General features: G+C 72.5%; 17 protein-coding genes and 1 tRNA gene. 5 read left to right on the top strand and 13 right to left on the bottom strand.

Going from position 1 to position 19,051, the window contains the following annotated elements:
- The 6 genes from AB0K00_RS39065 to AB0K00_RS39090 all read right to left on the bottom strand — a co-directional run.
- The coding region (locus AB0K00_RS39065; protein ID WP_363531655.1) for a DUF4407 domain-containing protein at positions 1-500 on the bottom strand (500 nt) is incomplete at its 3' end.
- Positions 501-529: 29 nt separating this feature from the next.
- Entirely contained in the window at positions 530-1,243 is a 714-nt protein-coding gene (locus AB0K00_RS39070) for a hypothetical protein (protein WP_363531658.1), read from the bottom strand.
- Positions 1,244-1,485: 242 nt separating this feature from the next.
- Positions 1,486-3,066 (bottom strand): discoidin domain-containing protein, encoded by a 1,581-nt coding sequence (locus AB0K00_RS39075; protein ID WP_363531660.1) that lies wholly within the window; start codon positions 3,064-3,066, stop codon positions 1,486-1,488.
- A gap of 142 nt (positions 3,067-3,208) precedes the next feature.
- Positions 3,209-6,082 (bottom strand): peroxidase family protein, encoded by a 2,874-nt coding sequence (locus AB0K00_RS39080; RefSeq protein WP_363531663.1) that lies wholly within the window; start codon positions 6,080-6,082, stop codon positions 3,209-3,211.
- Between the two features lie 141 nt (positions 6,083-6,223).
- Complete coding sequence (locus tag AB0K00_RS39085) at positions 6,224-6,874, bottom strand: response regulator transcription factor (RefSeq protein ID WP_363531666.1); 651 nt, start codon at positions 6,872-6,874, stop codon at positions 6,224-6,226.
- On the bottom strand, positions 6,871-8,178 hold the full coding sequence (locus tag AB0K00_RS39090; RefSeq protein WP_363531669.1) for a histidine kinase: 1,308 nt from the start codon (positions 8,176-8,178) through the stop codon (positions 6,871-6,873). Before AB0K00_RS39090 ends, AB0K00_RS39085 begins: the two co-directional genes overlap by 4 nt.
- 110 nt (positions 8,179-8,288) lie before the next feature.
- Between AB0K00_RS39090 and AB0K00_RS39095 the strand changes: the two genes are divergently transcribed.
- Genes AB0K00_RS39095 through AB0K00_RS39110 form a run of 4 tightly spaced genes read left to right on the top strand, consistent with a single transcriptional unit; the run spans position 8,289 to position 11,798 of the window.
- On the top strand, positions 8,289-8,843 hold the full coding sequence (locus AB0K00_RS39095) for a hypothetical protein (protein WP_363531672.1): 555 nt from the start codon (positions 8,289-8,291) through the stop codon (positions 8,841-8,843).
- Positions 8,840-9,928 carry a peptidoglycan-binding domain-containing protein gene (locus tag AB0K00_RS39100; protein ID WP_363531675.1) on the top strand — a complete coding sequence of 363 codons (1,089 nt, stop codon included), beginning with the start codon at positions 8,840-8,842 and terminating at the stop codon, positions 9,926-9,928. Before AB0K00_RS39095 ends, AB0K00_RS39100 begins: the two co-directional genes overlap by 4 nt.
- Positions 9,925-10,614: an ABC transporter ATP-binding protein gene (locus AB0K00_RS39105; protein ID WP_363531678.1), complete on the top strand. Its 690-nt coding sequence runs from the start codon at positions 9,925-9,927 to the stop codon at positions 10,612-10,614. Before AB0K00_RS39100 ends, AB0K00_RS39105 begins: the two co-directional genes overlap by 4 nt.
- On the top strand, positions 10,611-11,798 hold the full coding sequence (locus AB0K00_RS39110; protein WP_363531680.1) for an ABC transporter permease: 1,188 nt from the start codon (positions 10,611-10,613) through the stop codon (positions 11,796-11,798). The genes AB0K00_RS39105 and AB0K00_RS39110 overlap by 4 nt, the downstream gene beginning before the upstream one ends.
- A 110-nt stretch (positions 11,799-11,908) precedes the next feature.
- Here AB0K00_RS39110 and AB0K00_RS39115 read toward each other — a convergent pair.
- Positions 11,909-11,981: transfer RNA gene (locus tag AB0K00_RS39115), tRNA-Thr, on the bottom strand.
- Between the two features lie 68 nt (positions 11,982-12,049).
- On the opposite strand from AB0K00_RS39115, the gene AB0K00_RS39120 reads away from it, so the two are divergent.
- The gene (locus tag AB0K00_RS39120; RefSeq protein WP_363531683.1) at positions 12,050-13,864 is read left to right on the top strand and encodes a metallophosphoesterase; all 1,815 of its coding nucleotides are present in this window, start codon (positions 12,050-12,052) and stop codon (positions 13,862-13,864) included.
- On the opposite strand, the gene AB0K00_RS39125 is transcribed toward AB0K00_RS39120, so the two are convergent.
- The 6 genes from AB0K00_RS39125 to tmk all read right to left on the bottom strand — a co-directional run bounded on the left by AB0K00_RS39125 (position 13,861) and on the right by tmk (position 18,948).
- Positions 13,861-14,001 carry a hypothetical protein gene (locus tag AB0K00_RS39125; RefSeq protein WP_363531686.1) on the bottom strand — a complete coding sequence of 47 codons (141 nt, stop codon included), beginning with the start codon at positions 13,999-14,001 and terminating at the stop codon, positions 13,861-13,863. The two genes, AB0K00_RS39120 and AB0K00_RS39125, sit on opposite strands and share 4 nt — an antisense overlap.
- Positions 14,002-14,047: 46 nt before the next feature.
- Complete coding sequence (locus AB0K00_RS39130) at positions 14,048-14,737, bottom strand: hypothetical protein (protein ID WP_363531689.1); 690 nt, start codon at positions 14,735-14,737, stop codon at positions 14,048-14,050.
- Positions 14,737-15,045, bottom strand: a complete 309-nt coding sequence (locus AB0K00_RS39135; RefSeq protein WP_363531692.1) for a hypothetical protein — start codon at positions 15,043-15,045, stop codon at positions 14,737-14,739. Before AB0K00_RS39135 ends, AB0K00_RS39130 begins: the two co-directional genes overlap by 1 nt.
- 52 nt (positions 15,046-15,097) lie before the next feature.
- Complete coding sequence (locus tag AB0K00_RS39140; RefSeq protein WP_363531695.1) at positions 15,098-15,415, bottom strand: YbaB/EbfC family nucleoid-associated protein; 318 nt, start codon at positions 15,413-15,415, stop codon at positions 15,098-15,100.
- A 75-nt stretch (positions 15,416-15,490) separates the two neighbouring features.
- Positions 15,491-16,696, bottom strand: a complete 1,206-nt coding sequence (locus AB0K00_RS39145) for a DNA polymerase III subunit delta' (RefSeq protein ID WP_363531698.1) — start codon at positions 16,694-16,696, stop codon at positions 15,491-15,493.
- On the bottom strand, positions 16,693-18,948 hold the full coding sequence (gene tmk / locus AB0K00_RS39150; RefSeq protein ID WP_363531864.1) for a dTMP kinase: 2,256 nt from the start codon (positions 18,946-18,948) through the stop codon (positions 16,693-16,695). The genes AB0K00_RS39145 and tmk overlap by 4 nt, the downstream gene beginning before the upstream one ends.
- Positions 18,949-19,051 lie beyond the last annotated feature (103 nt).

Below are 19,051 nucleotides of genomic sequence, written 5' to 3' on the forward strand. Positions count from 1 at the left end.
TTGCAGGTGCGCAGGTTGCTCTCCCGGGTGGTCAGCTCCTCCTGCCGGTCCTTGGCGACCCGTTCGTTGATCGCCGTGTTGTACACACCGAGCAGGAGCGGCTCGGCCAGGATCACGCCGAGCGCGACCGACAGGAAGAACCGGGGGAACAGCTTGCCCCACGCCCGCCCACCGGTGCCGGTCGACGAGGACATCAGCCAGCGGTCGAGGCTGAGGATGAACATGCCCCACACCAGCACCGCGACCGGGATGAACGGCTCGAAGCCGCCGAACACCCAGTACAGCGCGGCGCCCATCGACAGCATGGCCATGATCGCCGTGCCGACGACGACGCCACCCATCGACGTGTACCGGGCGCGCTCGCTCGGCACCTGGGCCAGGATGTCCTCCCGGACGCCGGTGGCCAGCCGCAGCACTCGGCCGAGACCCCAGCGCGCCGGCTCCGGGGGCGGCGGCCGCAACGAGTCCGTGTCGTGCTGTCCCTCAAATGGTTGACCCATGACCTCTATCCACCGTCCGCCTTGTGGTTTCAGTACCTGTCTCGCGGCTGGTTGTCCTCGGCGTCCCCGAAGCTGTCCCGGGTCCGGTAGCCGTACTCACGGAACTCGCCGGCCTGCTCCGGGGAGCGCCGGGGACCCGGCAGCCATCCGTTGTCGTGCTGCACGTTCAGCGCCAGGTCGATGAGCTCGACGGCGAGCCCGGGGATCACCGGCGGCTCCAGCTGGTTGCGCGCATACATCCGGGCGAGGATGCGCTGCGCGACCTCGGGGTTGCGCCCGGCGTCCTCGCGCGCGCCGAGCATCCGCAGCTTCGCGTCCCTGAGCAGGTAGCCGCGCAGGTCGGCGCGGACGTCCCAGCAGCCGCTCTCCAGCACCCGCACCGGGTCCAGAACCCGACAGTTGTAGCTGGCCCGCAGGATCAGGCGGCTGCCCGAGTTCGTCGCCGACAACGTCGCGAAGGCCGGCACCTCGTGCGCGCGCATCAGCACGACCGCGACCATGTTGGCCTTCACCACCACGTCGGAGCCGAGCATCTTTGGCCCCTCCGGCGCGAGGGCGAACTTGTCATTCGTCTGGAACACGAAGACCGAGCCGCCCGCGAGCTGGGGCAGCTCGTCGATCCGGCGGCGGGCCTGCCGGAACAGCCGGCTGGGTAGTGGGTCCAACTGGGTCGATTCGACCACCGGGAATCGCGTGTCCGGATGTACGACGTCGAAACCGGAGGTCGGCTCCAGAACCGACACGGCGGATCCTCATCTCCGTGGGGGGACTTGCATGTCGCTGCCTTCTGACGGACAGGACTGCGTCTCCCCCGCGGCCCGGCACGGAGCAACCGCGCCGGGGTCACCCGGTCAGGTGCCGGGCTCCCGCGCGACCGGACCACGGGCACGACGACAGCCCGGCCGGGCTGCGGGCCGGGCCGGGCGGACGTCGTTCTTCAGCCGCCGTGGGGTGCCGGCCCCTGTGAGCCGGCACCCCACGGTCGTCACGTGCCGTAGACCTGGAACTCCAGCAGCGAGTAGCCGTACTGGGTGCCCCGCTGGGTGCCGTACATCCGCACGTACCGGCCGGTTCCGGTGACGGCGAGGTTCTGCACGCCACCCGTGCCGGTCGTGGTGGTGTACACCGTCGTCCAGTTCGTGCCGTCGAGGGACGTCTGGACCTGGAACGCTTTGCCGTAGGCGTTCTGCCAGTTGAGCACGACGCGGTTGATCGGGTGGGACGCGCCGAGGTCGACCTGCAGCCACTGCGGGTCGCTGAAGGCGCTGGACCAGCGGGTGGTGGTGCTGCCGTCGACCGCGTTCGCGGCGACCAGGCCGCCGTTCTCCACCGACGACGCCGTCGCCGGGCGGCCCTGCGACAGCAGGCCGGGTGGGTTGCTGGGACCACCACTGGGACCGCCGCTGGGACCGCCGCCGCCGGCCACCGGCGTCACGGAGACCTCGTTGGAGTTCGGCGAGCCACCGACGGCGTTGACCGCGTCGACGAAGTAGAAGTACAGCTTGTTGTTCTGCAGGCCGGTGTCGGTGAACGTGGTCGTGCCGCCGCCGACGGTGGCGACCGGGGTGGGGACCTCACCGTCGGACTTCGTGCCCCGGTAGACGCGGTACGAGGTCGGGTTGCCGCTCGCGCTCGCGTTCCAGTTGAGCGTCACGCTGGTGCTGCCCGCGGTGGCCCGCAGGTTGGTGGGTCCGGCCGGCGACGAGGCGGTGGCCGGGGTGACCGTCATCAGGTCCACTCTGGACAGTCCGTGGTCGGAGACCGCGAACTGCTGGATCGAGTTGACCCCGGCGTTGAGCCGGACCTGCAGCGCGGAGTGGCCGTACACGTCGAAACTGCCGGTGATCGGGAAGCTCTGGGTCGACGTGATGACCACGCCGTTGACCTTGAGCCCCATCTGGCGGTTGTTGACGCCCGGAAACAGGCCGCCCTGGAACGCATAGCGCCAGTCGACGGTGTAGAGGCCGGTGGTCGGCACGACGACGTTGTTGAACGTCATGGTGCCCTCCTCCGCATAGGCCATGTCGACGACCCGGTCGCCGGGCGAGTCGGAGCCCGAGGAGCCCAGCACCGACGGGAACCAGCCGCTCAGCGTCTGGAACCAGTCGAAGCCGCCGAGCAGCGCGTCCTTGCAGTAGTAGACCTTGCCGGCGCCGACGGTCACGCCGGCGACGTTGCCGCCGGTGCCGATGGGCGGCGGGGTCTTGGACGCGTCCTCGTCGGAGCGCGCGGACTCGCCGGCCGCGTTGACCGCGGTCACCTGGTAGAAGTAGATCGGCGTGCTGCTGAGGTTGTTGTCCTTGTACTCGGTGTCGGTCGTCGTGGCGATCGGGGTGTTGCCCTCGGCGCCGGACGCGGTGCCCCGGTAGATCCGGTAGCTGGTCGCGCCCGCGACGGCGGGCCATTCGATGGTGATCGACAGGTCGCTGCCGGCGACCAGTTCGAGTTCCTCGGGGGCGTTGGGCACATCGGCGGCCATGGCGGCGTGGGTGGCGCCGAGACCGATGCCGGTGAGCGCGAGCAGGACGATGCAAGCGCGGGTGATCCCGCGCCGGGTTGTGGTCATGCTGACTCCAGGGGATGCAAGCATGGGGTGGTCCGGCCGGTCCGGTGGCGGCACCGGGACGGCCGGCGGCGGGTGTGTGTGCGGGGCGGTTGAACCCCGCTGAGCGGCGGTTTCGAGCGGGAGAGCGCTCTCTGCGGCGAGGCTAGCATCTGCGTCTGTCGATCAAATAGGCGTTGCCACAGGTTGCCAAATTGGTCTTGCCCAGCGGCGTACCGGCGCCATCGCCGACCGCCTGGAATGCCGCCGCCGCAACGATTCCCGGCGCTCCGGGGATGCGGAAAGCGTTTGCCGCAAGGTCGGTGAGCGGGATGTCGGTGTTGCGGGCGATCAGCTGGCTCAGCGACGTGTGGAAATCGATGCCGAACTCGCTGCGGATGGCGGCCTGCAGCGGGTCGTTGGCGTAGAAGAAGCGGTCGCCGTCGCGCAGCGCGGCGAACTGCTCCCGCCAGATCGCCTGCTGCAGCTCGCCGAACTCCGAGCCGGCGAGGTGCCGCTCGGCGAGCATGCCGGTGAACGCGTCGAGGCTGCCCACGCTGCCGTAGATCGCCTTGAGGCGGGCGGCGAGCGTCGTGCGGCGCACGACCCGGGTGGCGTTGTCGGCCTCGACGGTGGTCGGGTTGCCGTCGATGTCGAACAGGGCGACGATGTCGAGGCTGTTCGGGTCGTCGATCTCGTGGCCGGGCGTCAGCAGCGGGTCGGCCGGGAAGGCGTCGGTCGCCTCGCCGGTGATCGCGGTGAACGAGGTCTTCGCCGGCAGCCCGTAGGCCGCCCGCATCTGGTTGTAGGTCGGCATGCCGTGATCCCGGCCGCGCTGCAGGTCGATCGCGCCGAGGTCGACCACCCCGTCGAAGCACTGCGGCAGCTCGGGCCCGTCCAGGCAGGCCGGGTTGCCGCCGACCGGGACCTGGAACAGCACGCTGCGCAGCTGGTTGTCGATCATCTCGTCGTTGCGGTACTCCGACTCCCCGCCGATGCCCTTCAGCAGCGGTCCGAGCTGGAGCATCGGCACCAGGTCCGGGTTGAAGAACGCCACGTTCAGCGGCACCCCGATCTCCGCGTCGGCGCCGTCGACCGTCACCTCCGCACCCTGCGCCTCGATCGCGGCGAGCGTCGCGGCCGTGTACCGGCTCGCGTTCGTGTCGACCTCGATCTCGCCGTGGATCTGGCTGTGCGCCCGGTACCCGACGGTCGCGAACTCGTTGGAGACCGAAGGGTCGACGCTGCTGTCGTAGCCCTGGTACGCCGGCAGCGTGACGCCCATCGCCGGCAGGAACTCGGTGTAGGTGATGTACTGCTGCTCCGCGATGACCACCGCACGGGCGATCTGGAACTTGTCCTGCTGCGACAGTGACGCCGGCAGCAGCCCCACGATCCGGTTGTGCTCGCGGGCGAACAGGGTCTGGGTCGCGGTCAGCGCGATGTTCTCGTTGGCCCGCACGTCACCGGCGACGACCGCCTTGTTCGGATTGCCGAGCAGCCGCCCGTCGACCTGCATCGCCGGCGCGGCGCCCGGGTTCCCACGGCTGTCGCGGCGCGGCAGGTAGCCGCCGGGCATCAGCAGGGTGGCGTTGTTGTTGTCCGGGTTGCCGTCCTGGGAGCCGTCGCGCAGCCAGTCCAGGCGGGCGTCGGTACCGCCGTACACGGCCCAGGCGTCGATGTAGGAGCTGACCGTGTTGACCTGTTGGCGGGGGTTGGTGACCCCCGTGCCGGGTGCCGCGGCGGTGCGGGTGAACGGGATGACGCCCAGGTCGTTGCTGAAGGACTCCATCGGATCCGCGGCGTTGAACGGGATGTCCGCCGCGGTGCCGTTGTCCTGCCGCAGGCCGATGGTGTGGTCCAGGAACTGGCCCCACACGTTGCCCCACTGCGTCACGCCGCGTTCGGAGAACACGTTGACGTTGGTGTCGTTGAACACCCGGTTCGACACGAGGCGGGCGTTTGGCCCGGCCACCTGCTGGCTGTGCCCGTCGGCGTAGCGGGCCGCGCCGACCCGGCGGTATTCGGTGCCGGAGGTGCCGAGGGTCACGGAGCCGGGGTTGTTGCCGGACCCGTCCAGGCTTTCCGCCTCCCAGGTGCCGCGGATCGGCGGCGTCGCCGAGCCGAACACCTGCAGTTCCCACAGCGAGTAGCCGTAGCCGGTGCGCCGGACGGTGCCGGTCACCCGCACGTAGCGGCCGGTGCCGGTGACTGGCAGGGTCTGGATGCCGCCGGTGCCCGTGGTGGTGGAGTAGACGGTCGCCCATCCACCGGTGCCCGAGGCGGAGACCTGGATCGTGAAGCTGGTGGCGTACGACGTCTGCCAGTTGAGCACGATCTGGCAGACGTCACGGGAGGCGCCCAGGTCCACCTGGATCCACTGTGGATCGCTGAACGCGCTCGACCAGCGGGTGGCGGCGTTGCCGTCGACCGCGGCCGACGCCGGGGTGCTCGAGTTCTCCGTCGACGACGCGGTCGCCGGACGGTTCCGGGCCAGGTCAGCCGCGCCGCAGCCGGTCCGGACGTAGGAACCGTAGACCTGGAACTCCCACAGCGAGTATCCGAACGCGGTGTGCCGGGCGGTGCCGTACATCCGCACGTATCGCCCGGTGCCGGTGACCGCGAGGGTCTGGGTGCCGCCGGTGCCGGTGCTCGTGGCGTAGACGTTCGTCCACGTGACGGCGTCGTTGGACACCTGCACGGCGAAGCCTTCGGCGTAGGAGTTCTGCCAGTTCAGCACCACCTGGGTGAGCGCGGCCGGGGCGCCGAGGTCGACCCGCAGCCACTGCGGGTCGCTGAACGCGCTCGACCAGCGGGTGCCGCCGTTGCCGTCGACGGCGGCCGAGGCGGGGGTGCCGGCGTTCTCCACGGACGAGGCGACGACCGGCCGGCCCTGCGACAGCGGTCGCGTCGCGGCCTGGGCGGGGCTGATCCACCCCGCCACGATCAGGCCGGCGATCAGTGTGACGACGATGCTCGAGGTGGCGATCCGGCGGGCAATGCCGCGCCGGAACGCCGACGACAGAGGGACAGGTTGCATTGACACTCCCTGCTCAGGGGCGGTTCCGCGCGGGTCGTGCCGCGCGGACATGAGCAGAAAGCGCTCTCCTGCAGTGAAGGCTCGACGTTCCGGCCCCCGTTGTCAATGCCATCGACGCCGGTTGTTCTTGTCAACGTCCTGTCAGGCCAGGCCGGTCTGGTACGCGTAGATCACCGCGTGGATGCGGTCGCGCAGCGCCAGCTTGGCGAGGATCCGGCTGACGTGCGTCTTGACCGTCCCCTCCGTGATCATCAGCCGGCGGCCGATCTCCTGGTTCGAGAGTCCTTCGGCGATCAGCCTCAGCACCTCCCGCTCACGCGTGGTGAGTGCCTCGACGGCGGGAGGGTCGGCGATCCGCGGTCCGGTGGTGACGAAGTGCTGGACCAGCCGCCGCGTGACGCTCGGCGCGGCGACGTTGTGCCCGCCCGCGACGGCCCGGACCGCCTGCAGCAGTTCGGCGTCGAGCGAGTCCTTGAGCAGGAACCCGGCCGCGCCCGCGCGCAGCCCCGCGTACACGTACTCGTCCAGGTCGAACGTCGTCAGGATGATGACGTGGGGTGGCTCGTCCGGCGGATGATCGGCCCGCAGCCGCCGGGTCGCCTCGATGCCGTCGATGCCGGGCATGCGCACGTCCATGAGGACCACGTCCGGCCGGGTCCCGGCCGCCACGGTGAGCGCCTGCAGCCCGTCGGCCGCCTCACCGACCACGGTCATGTCGTCCGTGCCGTCGAGGATCATGCAGAAGCCGGCCCGGACCAGCGCCTGGTCGTCGGCGATCACGACGCGGATCACGGGACCGGCTCCAGCACCGGGCCGACGGCGACCGGAAGCCACGCCGACACCTCGAAGCCCCCGTCGGTGCCCGGGCCGAGCCGCAGGTCGCCGCCGAGCGCGTGGACGCGCTCGATGATCCCGCGCAGCCCGTTGCCGGGCAGCGGCGGCGCGACGGGGCCGCCGTCGTCCGCGATCCGCACGCCCAGGCCGGCCGGGCCGAAGTCGAGCGCGACCGCGCAGCCCGCGCCCGGCGTCGCGTGCTTGAGCGTGTTGGTGAGGGCTTCCTGCACGATGCGGTAGGCGGCCAGCTCGACCACGGCCGGCAGCGTGGTCGGTTCTCCGGTGACCTGGAAGTCGACCCTGGTGCCGCCGTCGCGCACCCGGTCGACCAGCTCGGGTAGCGTGCCGAGGCTCGGCTGGGGCGCGAGCTCGGCGTGCGGGTCCTTCCGCACGAGGCCGAGCAGCCGGCGCATCTCGGCCAGCGACGCGCGACCGGTGGTGACGATGTTGGTCAGGGCGGCCTCGGTGCGCTCCGGCTGCCTGGTGAGCATCGCCTTGGCGCCCTGCGCCTGGACCACCATCACGGACAGGCCGTGCGCGACGACGTCGTGCAGCTCCCGGGTGATCCGGCCGCGCTCGGTGGCGACCGCCAGCGCCGTGCGCTGCTCCTGCTCCCGCTGCAGGTCGTCGGCGCGGGCGCGCAGGGTGGCGACGTGGGCGCGGCGGGTCCGGGCGCTGTCGGCGACCGCCCAGGTGGCGGCGAGCAGCAGCGCCGGCACGGTGGCCGCCTTCAACGCATCGGACAGTATCATCAGGGTGTCGCCGTGCAGGGTGGCGTGGAGCGATTTGGCCAGCCGGTCGGCGGTGGCCGGGCCGGCCTTGCCGCCGCCGGGACCTCTGGCGACCACATCCAGCTCGGCGAACAGGCACACCACGAACACCGCGGCCTCCGTCGCGGCCAGGACGGCGATGACGGCCCGGCGGGAGTAGGCCGACCCGGCCAGCGTGTACATAGTGATGAGCGCGGCCACATCCATCGGCGGCGGCGCCACGGTCCGGTCCAGCAGGTGCGCGCCCGCCGAGCCGGCGGCCAGCAGCATCGCGGTCAGCGGCCAGCGGTGCCGCAGGACGATCGCGACCGCTCCGGGCACGCCGGCCAGCCACCACCAGAGCACGTGGGTGCGCCAGGCATCGAACGAGCCGAACATCTGCAGCTTCTTGTCGTTCGTCGAGCCGCTGAACAACAGCAGCGCATCGCTCCAGATCAGGCTGCAGACGGCGAGCAGCAGGATCAACGCCGCATCGAGCCAGAGCCGTCGCATCGCCCCAGCGTACGTGGGGTACGGCGGGCCGGAATCCGTCGTAGGACAGACCCGGAGGTCCGTCGACGGGCAGACGCGACGATGCCCTCGGAGCGACGAACCTGGGCCGCATGACACGCAGATCTCTCGCCGTCGCTCTCGCGGTCGGCGCACTGCTGGCCGCTCCGGTCGCCGCTTCGGCCGGCTGCTCGCCGAGCCACGACGCGGCGCCGTCCGCGTCGTCCACCGCCGGCGGCAACACCCAGCGGATGCTGGACGTCGGACGCCAGTTCGCGCAGTGCGCCCGGGACCACGGGTACCCGGGCTTCCCGGATCCGGACGTCGACGGCGGGCGCCTCGTCTGGCCGGCCGACACCGGCATCGGCCTCAAGGACCAGATCAACAAGATCGGCGAGATCCCGGAGTGCAGGGCGATCAGCGATCAGATGGGTGCGCTCGGCACCCGGCACACCCCGTCCATCGGACCGTCCGACCTGCCGAAGCTGCGCGACTTCGCCGAGTGCATGCGGGCGCACGGACTGCCCGACTTCCCCGACCCGAAGCCGGACGGCTCCTTCCAGATCACCGGAACGCCGCTGCAGGGCCAGGACCAGTCGGAAACCTGGATGGCCGGCATCGACGCCTGCAAGCAGCATCTTGCCGACAAGCGGATCGTCACGACATGAGGACCCGGTTGTTGGCGGCCGCCGGTGTACTGCTGGCCGCGGCGGGTGTGGTCGGCTGGGCGGTCACCCGGGCACCCGCGGCGGCTCCGGTCGCCGCGCCTCAGGTGCGTACGACGACGGCGGCCGTGACCCGCGGCGACGTGACGGCGCGCGTCCAGGTCGCCGGCACGCTGGGCTTCGACGGGTCCTACACCGTCGCCAACCAGCTGCCCGGCGGCGTGGTCACCGCCGTGGCGGCACTCGGCTCGGCCGTCGGCCGCGGCGCCGACCTGTTCGCGGTGGCCGGCGTGCCGGCAGTGCTGCTGTACGGGGGCACGCCGGCCTACCGCGACCTCGCCGCCGGGATGACCGACGGCAACGACGTCCTGGAGCTGGAGCAGAACCTGGTCGCGTTGGGCTTCGACCCGTCGCACACCATCACCGTCGACCGGCACTTCAACGACGCCACGGCCGGCGCGATCCGCCGCTGGCAGGCGGCCCGCGGGCTGCCCTGGGCCCAGCGCACCGGCAGGCTCCCGCTCGGCCAGGTGGTCTTCCTGCCCGGTCCGGTCCGGGTCGGGCAGATCGTCGCGGACGTCGGTGCCTCCGTGGATCCCGGCGCGCCGGTGCTGGCGGCGACGGGGACCGCACGCGTGGTGCGCGTCGCGCTGACCGCCGGCCGGCAGTCCATGGTCCACGCCGGTGACCCGGTCCGGGTCACCGTTCACGGCCTGGATCAGGCGGTCGCCGGGACCGTCCGGGACATCGGCGCGGTGGCGACCGTGCCCAGCGAGGGACCCGGCGGCGGTGGCGCGGCGACGATCCCGGTGGTCATCACGCTGAGCCTGCCGGTCGGCGCGCCGACGCTCGACCAGGCGCCGGTCCAGGTCGCGATGGCCGGCGCGCAACGCCGGAACGTGCTGCTGGTCCCGGTGACCGCGCTACTCGCAGGACCCGCGGGCGGCTATCAGGTCGCGGTCGTGGACGACGCCGGGCGGCACCTGGTGCCGGTGCAGCCGGGGCTGTTCGACGACGGCACCGGCGCCGTCGAGATCACCGGTGGCGGCCTGGCCGAAGGCACCAGGGTGGAGGTGCCGGTCTCGTGAGCGACGTCGTGCTGTCCCTGGAGAACGCCGGCCGCACCTACCCCGGCACCCCGCCGGTCGAGTCGCTGCGCGGGGTTGACCTGGCCGTCCGCGCCGGTGAGATGGTCGCGGTCGCCGGCCCGTCCGGGTCGGGCAAGACCACCCTGCTCAACCTCGCCGCCGGGCTGGACCGACCGACGACCGGCTCGGTGCGGCTGGCCGGTCAGGCCGTCGAGCGCCTCTCCGACCGACGGTTGTCCGGTCTGCGCGCCCACACGCTGGGCGTGGTGTTCCAGCAGTTCTTCCTCATGGACCAGCTGTCCGCAGTGGACAACGTGGCCAACGGGCTGCTGTACCGCGCGGTGCCGGTGCGGCAACGCCGGCGGGCGGCGGCGGAGGCGCTGGACCGCGTCGGGCTCGGGCACCGGGCCGGACACCCGGCCGGCAAGCTCTCCGGCGGCGAACGCCAGCGCGTCGCCATCGCCCGCGCGCTGGTCGGCCGGCCGGCGCTGATCCTCGCCGACGAGCCAACCGGCAACCTCGACAGCGCCAACGGCGCGCAGATCCTCGCGCTGCTGCGGGACCTGCACGCCGACGGGGCGACCCTGCTGATCATCACGCACGACGCCACCGTCGCGGGCGCCTGCCCGCGACGCGTCGACCTCCGCGACGGCCGGGTCGTCGCCGACACGGGAGCGGCCGGATGATCTCCCGCGTACGGACCGCGGACCTGCTCGCCCTGGCGACCATCGGCATCCGCAGCCGCCCGCTGCGCGGCGCACTGTCCACATTGGGCATCGCGATCGGCGTCGCCGCCATCATCGGCGTCCTCGGCATCACCCGCTCCAGCCAGTCGGACCTGCTGGCCCGCATCGACCAGCTGGGTACCAACCTGCTCACCGTGGTCAACGGCCACCAGCTCGGCGGCGACGAGTCGAAATTGCCGGCGAACGCCACCACCGGCATCGCCCGCACCGAAGGCGTCCAGCGGGTCACCGCCACCGCCGACCTGGGCCACCTCCAGGTGTTCCGGACCGACCAGGTTCCCGTGTACCGCAGCGGCGGCATCGAGGTGCGCGCCACCGAGCCGTCCCTGCTCGCCACCCTCGACGGCCACGTCGACACCGGCGTGTTCCTCAACGAGGCGACCGTGCGGTATCCGGTGGTGGTGCTCGGCCACGACGCCGCGTCGGAGCTCGGCATCAACCACGTCGACCCCGGTACCCGGATCTGGCTGGGCGAGCACTGGTTCACCCTCGCCGGGGTGCTGCGCCCGTTCGAGCTCGCGCCGGAGGTCGACCACGCCGCGTTGATCGGCCTGCCGGTCGCCGCCGAGTACTTCGGATTCGACGGGCACCCGACCCGCGTGTACGTGCGGACGGACACCACCCGCACCGCGCTGGTCGCCACGATGCTGGCCCGGGCGGCCAACCCCGCCGAACCCAGCACCGTCGACGTCAGCCGCCCCTCCGACGCGCTCGCCTCACGACTGCTCGTCGCCGACTCGGTCACCTCGCTGCTGCTCGGCCTCGGCGCGATCGCATTGCTGGTCGGCGGCGTCGGCATCGCCAACGTCATGGTCATCTCGGTGCTGGAACGCCGAACCGAGATCGGACTGCGCCGAGCCCTCGGCGCCGCCCGACGGCACATCGCCGCCCAGTTCCTGTCCGAGTCGCTGCTGCTGTCGACCCTGGGCGCGGTGGCAGGCTCGCTCCTCGGCACCGCGGTCACCTACGGCGTGGCAACCTACCGTGGCTGGCAGATGCTGATCCCAGTGACGGGCGTCTGGGGCGGCCTGGCCGCAACACTGGTGATCGGGACGCTCGCCGGAGCGTACCCAGCGGCGAGAGCAGCCCGCCTCAACCCGACCGACGCACTACGGACGTCCTGACCGGGTCCACTGCCGGCGATGACCGCAACCCGTGATTTCGGGCCGGATCAACCCGCACCGGAAACGGCAGCGCCCTGGCCAGGTATCCCCTGACCAGGGCGTCGTTGCCGAGCCGCCTAACGGAATCGAACCGTTGACCTATTCATTACGAGTGAATCGCTCTGCCGACTGAGCTAAGGCGGCAACGATGACCAAGTGTACGGCACGCCTCGGGGGCGCGCGCGAGGGGTTTCCCGGGTAACGTCCGGCGCGTGATCCCCGACGATCTGCCGGCCGCCCCCGGCGAGCTCACCGCCGAACCCGGCGAGCCACTCCTGCCGATGCCCGACGTGGAGAAGCCCGCCGCGCAGGTCGGTGACCGGCCGAACGCGTTGGACCCGGACCAGATGGGGTTCACTCCGCGGCGGGCCGTGCCGTGGCTGAGCCCGGTGCTGCTCAGCGGCACCGCGGTGCGGGTCGTGCTGGCCGACCTGTTCGGGGCATACCTGGACAAGCGCGAGCTGCAGGACTCGATGCCGGACCGGATCATGCGCGAGGCGCCCGGGTTCACCGGGGAGCTGGGCGCCGAGGACTCGGAGATCGTCGAGATCCCCGACGGTGAGCTGTGGGTCGACTACTGCGCCGACACGGGTGACGGGTTCAACGCCACGTACTCCATTGCCTACCTGCTGGCGCAGCGGTCGCTGAGCGTCGAGGGGCATGAGCTGCCGCGTGGTGAGGTGCTGGTGCTCGGCGGGGATCAGGTCTATCCGACGGCGAGCGGGCAGCAGTACGAGGACCGGTTCAAGGGGCCGTTCCGCGCCGCGTTCCCCGACCCGCCCGAGCACGGGCCGCGCCCCCGCATGTACGCGGTGCCCGGCAACCACGACTGGTACGACGGCCTGACCGCCTTCCTGCGCCTGTTCGTCCGTGGCGGCGAGGGCAAGATCGGTGCCTGGCAGACCCGCCAGTCCCGGTCGTACTTCGCGATCCAGCTGCCCAACCGGTGGTGGATCCTCGGCACGGACGTGCAGGCCGGCGCCTACATCGACGACCCGCAGCTGCGGTACTTCAACCGGGTCGCGGCCCGCCTCGGTCCCGGCGACAAGGTCATCATCTGCCCGCCGTCGCCGAGCTGGGTGGAGGCGCACGAGGACCGCAAGGCGTATGACAGCCTCGACTATTTCGTGCGGACCGTGATCACTCCGACCGGTGCCGACGTGAAGCTGATGCTGTCGGGCGACCTGCACCACTACGCCCGGTACGAGGGGGCCGACCGGCAGCTGATCACGTGCGGGGGCGGGGGCGCGTACCTGTATCCGACGCACGAGCTGCCGCAGCGGCTCGAGGTGCCGCCGCGCCGGTCGCTGGTGCGCAACGCCAGCCCGTCGCAGTGGTTCGACTTCAAGGCGGCCTACCCGAGCAAGGCCAGGTCGCGCGGGCTCTCGTTCGGCGTGTTCTGGCGGGTGCCGTGGCGCAACCCCATGTTCCTCGGGCTGCTCGGCGTGCTGCAGACCCTGACGATGCTCGCCTTCGTCAACGCCGCCGACCGGGTCATGTCGGGCGCGGAACAGCGCCTGGTCACCATCCCCGCGTTCCTGATGGTGATGGTCGACGTGGTCAGCGCGTACTTCCTCGCGATGCCGGGCGTCGCCGGGAGACGCAGACCCAAGCACTGGATCCTCGGGCTGGGGCACGGCGCCGCGTTCGTGGGCATCGCGGTGCTCGGCACCTGGGCGTGGCTCAGCCTGCCGTTCGTCGACCAGTCGTGGCCGCTGCCGCTGCTGATCGCGATCGTGCTGTACTTCCCGCTGTCGTGCGTCGCGGCCGGTGAGCTGTTCGCCCTGTACCTGCTGATCGCCTCGAAGTTCGGGGTCAACCTCAACGAGCTGTTCGCCGGCCAGGGCATCACCGGCTACAAGGGGTTCCTGCGGCTGCGGTTCGGCGCCGACGGCACCCTGACGATCTACCCGATCGGCGTGGACCGCACCGCCCGCCGCTGGCACGCGCAGCCGGTGGGCTCCTGGTTCGCCCCGCGCAAGCCGATGGCGCTGCGGCTCATGGAGCCCCCGATCAACGTGTCTTAGCTCAGGTATGCGAGGAGGCCCACCTCCGGTGCGAGGGCGCCGGGCTGGGCAAGGGCACGAAAATCCTCCTCGACGGCGGCCCGGGTCAGCACGCCGGCCCGGGCCGCCTCGTACCGCACGATCGAATACAGGAACACGTCGAGGTCGTCGAATTGCCGCCGCCGTCGGAGGCGATGGACGGACCTACAGGGGCACCCGGGTGATCAGGGGGACGGTGCCGGCCGGCGCGGCCTCGGGCTCGGCGTAGCGCAGCTCCGCGAGGTCCGGCGACCAGCGCCGCTCCAGGTCGCGGGCGGCGCCGAACGCGTCGGCGACGGGCTGCAGGACGCGGACCCCGATCCGGGCCGCCGCCGCGAGCACGGCCGCCGGCGGCGGGCCGTCGACCTGGTTGCCGCGGATGGTGACCGCCTCGGCGGAGCCCGCGACCCGGGCGACCGCCTCGGCGAGCTCGGTGCGCAGGCCCTCGGACCAGTCGGCGAGCGCGTCGGCATAGGACGCGGTGGCCCGCAGCCGGCCGGTGACGGTGGCGGGGTCACCGCCGTCGCCGAGGTGCCCGGCGAGCGACCGCCACCGCGCCGCGAACGCCTCCGCCCCCGACCCCTCCCATGTCCCTGCGGTGCCGAGGTCCGCGGCGAGCCGGTCCCGGCGCCGGGCGAACCGGTCGGCGTCGGCCCGCAGCTGCGCCGCCGCCGCCCGCAGCGGCTCGGGGGTGAGCTTCAGCCCGAACTCGAGCGCGTCGCCGGGCAGCGCGCCGACCTGCCGCAGCAGCGGCCAGAGCGGGTCACCGGCCGGTGCCCCGCCGGCGACGAGGGCGGCGTCGACGCGGTGCAGCAGGTCGGTTCCGATCCCGGCGAGCCGGTCGAGGGCGTCCATCACGCATCCTCCTGCCGCTGGTGCTGCCGCCGCGCGTCGTGGTCGGCGGCCCGGTAGCCCTGGGCGGCCAGGCGCAACGCCGCCGCGGTCTCGGCGAGCCGGACGCCGTGCGCCGAGGCCTCCCGGGCGCGGGCGGTCAGGGCGGTGGTCAGGGTGCGGTGCAGGGCGCGGCCCAGCTCGCCGGGGCCGCCCGGCGCATCGCCGCCGAGCGCCCGGGAGCCCGGGTCGGCAAGCGCCATCGTGGTGCTCGCGCCGGCCAGCTCGTCACCGGCGGCGTCCAGCCGGCCGGCCAGATCGTCGAGTCGCATGCAGTCCCCCCGCCGTGTCCACGTGCGCTGCCAACCGCCCACCAACCGCCCGCTACGTCAGGGAGCGGTAGTCGCCGAACGTCTCGGCGTGCAGCTTCTTCCTGGCCCAGGCGGCGGCGTCGGTCGCGGCGGTGACGGCCGCACGGACCGAGCGGGACAGCTCGGCCCCGGTCTGCCCCCGCACCTGGTCGATCCGCACGTCGCGGATCGTGCCGTCGGCGGTGACCACCACCTCGACCAGGCCGTCCGGGGAACGCACGCTCACCTCGACGGTCGTGACCGCCTTGTCGAATTCGGCGAGCAACGCGTCGATGCGGCGATAACGCTCCACCGCCTGCTCGATCCACGTCTCGTCGATCTCGCGCCCCATGTCGGCCCCTCCCCCGGGTGACCGTACGGCACCACGCAGTGACGCGAAACCCCGAGCCGCGGCCTGTGGATAACTTCAGCCGCGCCACAGCGCGAGCATCATCGCCTCGACGGCGATGCGGGGTTTGACGTTGGTCTCGATCGCGACGCGGCACTCCAGGACCGACTCCAGCCGGCGCAGCGTGCTCTCCGGCGCCCACTTCTGCGCGGCGGCGGCCGCCAGCTCGTCGGTGTCGCCGTGGACCGGCTCGACACGCGCGTCGAACGTGTGGACCAGCACGTCCCGGTAGAAGCCGGCGAGGTCGACCAGGGCCCGGTCGAGGGCGTCGCGCTGGGCTCTGGTGGCGCGCGACTTCTGCCGCCGCTCGAGGTCCTTGAGCTGCCCGGCCGAGCCGCGGGCCGCGCCGGCGGCGCCCTTGCCGGTGCCACCGGCGCCCAGCGCGGTCTCCAGCGAGGAGCGCTCCTTGGCGTCGGTCTCGACCACGGACGCGGCGGCCTCGGCCTCGGCGGCCTCGATGAGCGCGGCGGCGGCGTCGAACGCGGCACCGATGCCGGTCAGGCGGCGCGGCACCGCGAGGACCGCCTCCCGGCGGGCCCGGGCCTGCGGGTCCCGGGCGAGGCGGCGGGCCCGGCCGACGTGGCCCTGCGCGGCCGCCGCCGCCCAGGCCGCGGTCTGCTCGTCGAGGCCGTCGCGGCGGCGCAGGAGCGCGGCGATCGCGTCGGCCGGCGGCTGGCGCAGCGGGACGACCCGGCACCTGGAGCGGATCGTGACGGAGATGTCGTCGGGGTGGGTGCTGGGGGTGCACAGCAGAAAGACGGTGCGCGGCGGCGGCTCCTCGATGGCCTTGAGCAGCGCGTTGCCGGCGGCCTCGGTGAGCCGGTCGGCGTCCTCGACGAGCAGGACCTGCCAGCGGCCCTGGGTCGGCGAGCTGGCCGCGCGCAGGACCAGGGCGCGCATCTCGCCGACCGCGATGGACAGCCCCTCCGGCACCACGAACCGCACGTCGGCGTGGGTGCCGCCGAGCGTGGTGTGGCAGGCCGGGCACTCGCCGCAGCCGCCCGTGGGGCATTGCAGGGCGGCGGCGAAGATGCGGGCGGCGACGGACCGGCCGGAGCCGGGCGGGCCGGTGAAGAGCCAGGCGTGGGTCATGCCCGCTTCGGCGACGTCGCCGCGGACGATCGCGGCGGCCGAGGAGATGGCGCGGGTCAGGGTCGCGACCGCGTCGTCCTGCCCGACGAGCTCGGCGAAGATCGGCGGGACCGTGCCGACGTCCGCGCTCATACCCGCGTCTCCCGACCCCCGTCGAACCGATCGCCGTCGAACCTGTCTCCGTCGAGCCGGTCCCCATCGAGCCGGTCCCCGTCGAGCCGCCCTCCGTCGAGATGACCAGCGCCGAGATGACCAGCGTCGAGCCGTTGCCCGTCGATCCGGACGCCGTCGAAATGACCGGTCAGCTCGTCGCCGGTGAGCGCGGTGACGGTCTCGGCGGTGTCCTCCAGGGCCTCCTCGATCGCCTCTGCGAGGTCGAACTCCTCCTCGGCGGGCATCAGGTGCCGGACCCGCTGCAGCACGCCGGTGGCGAGTGCCTCGGCCGGCCGGGACGCGTCGAGGACCAGGTAGCGGCTCGGGTCGGCGGCGGCCAGGTCGAGGAACGCGTAGCGGACCCGCTCGTGGAAGGCGAGCGACTCGCTTTCGAGGCGGTCGGCGTTGCCGCGGCGGCCGGCCCTGGCCAGGCCCACGGACGGTTCGAGGTCGAGCAGGACGACCAGGTCGGGCTTGAGCCCGCCGGTCGCCCACTTCGACAGCCAGGACACCTCGTCGACCGGCAGGGTCCGGCCGGCGCCCTGGTAGGCCAGGGACGAGTCGACGTAGCGGTCGCTGATGACCACCGCGCCGCGGGCGAGCGCGGGCCGGACGACGGAGGCGACGTGGTGGGCCCGGTCGGCGGCGTAGAGAAGCGCCTCGGCACGGGGGGTCACCTCCTCGCCGGTGACCTCGGGCGGGTCGAGCACGAGGCTGCGGATCCGCTCGCCGAGTGGTGTCGCGCCCGGCTCGCGGGTGACGACGACGTCGCGGCCGATCCGCTGCAGCGCCTCGGCGAGGTGCCGGACCTGGGTGGACTTCCCGGCGCCCTCGCCGCCCTCGAAGACGATGAACAGCCCGCGGGCCGCGAGGGGCTCGTCGGGGCTGAGCGGGCGGCCGCGGATCGAGCCGAGCACGTCGGCGAACAGCGGCACACCCTTCTTGTCGTCCATCTGCCGCAGGGCGACGACGCCGGCGATGACGCCGAAGATGCCGGCGATCGCCAGCAGCGGGCGGGTGCTGGAGACCTCGAAGTCCTTGAAGCCGAGGTTGAGGTGCCGCGACCCGCCGGCGCCGACGATGACACTGGACAGCGAGATGGTGAGCATGAGCACCACCCGGGTGCCCGTCTGCACGAAGGCGAACGCCCGGCCGCGCATGTCGTCGGAGACCTCGCCGCCGAGCAGCGTGGTGCCGGACAGGAACGCCATGCCGGCACCGACACCGACGAGCAGCGCGCCACCGACGGCGACGGTGAGGTGGGTGGCGAGGGCCAGGATCAGCACCGAGCCGGCGGCGAGGATGATCGACAGGCCGAACCAGCGGCGCCGCGACAGCGCCCCGACGATCCGCGGACCGGCCGCGATGCCGACGCCGAGACCGAGGAAGAGCGTGGCGAAGAGCAGTGCGAAGCCGGCGTCACCGGCGCTGAGCGACACGGCGTAGAACTTCGCGGTGCCGACGACCACGCCGCCGCCGGCGAAGGCGCCGAAGATGCCCAGCACCAGGCCGCGCACCAGCGGGGTCCGGCTGACGAACGCCCAGCCCTGGGTGAACTCCTTGAGCATCCCGGGCTTGCGCTCGACGGCGGCCGTGCGCCGGCCGCTGATCTCCTTGATGCCGAAGAACACGGTGATGGCGGTGGCGAGGAAGGTCAGCGAGTTGAACCACAGCGCGACCTCGCTCGGCTCGACCCCCTGCGGCCGGACGTCGCCGCCGCCGAAGATCACGACGACGAGCTTCTCCAGGCCGATGAGCACCAGGCCGGCGAGCACCGGCGTGATGCCATAGGTCGTGGCGAGCGTCAGCTGGTTGGCCGTCTCCAGCCGGGCCCGGGGCAGCAGGTTGGGCACTGCCGCCTCCTTGGCCGGGGTCCAGATCATCGCGGTGGTCTCGATGATGAACGTGGCGATGGCGGCCCAGGCGATCACGAGCGTGCTGTCGTCGACAATCAGCGCGGCGGCCGGCATCGAGGCGAAGAAGAGGAACCTGACCAGGTCGCAGACGACCATCGTCAGGCGCCGGTCGAACCGGTCGGCGAAGACGCCGGCGACGGGTCCGAGGATCAGCGCCGGCAGCAGGCGCACGGCGATGACCGAGCCGAACGCCACGCCCTGCGCCGTCGAGTTGGACACCTGGTCGGCGGCGAAGGTGGCGGCGGCCAGCAGGCCGAGCCAGTCGCCGAGGGACGAGAGCCCCAGGACGGCCCACAGCCGGCGGAACGCCCGGATGCGCAGGACCGCCTTCAGCTCCCCGAAGCCGGACAGGTCACTGCTCGCGATGGCGACACCTCCCGTCGTCGACGCCCCCCACCTGGGTGACAGCTCGCGCCTA

The sequence above is a fragment of the Dactylosporangium sp. NPDC049525 genome (assembly GCF_040676755.1).
In the GTDB taxonomy this organism is placed as follows: domain Bacteria; phylum Actinomycetota; class Actinomycetes; order Mycobacteriales; family Micromonosporaceae; genus Dactylosporangium.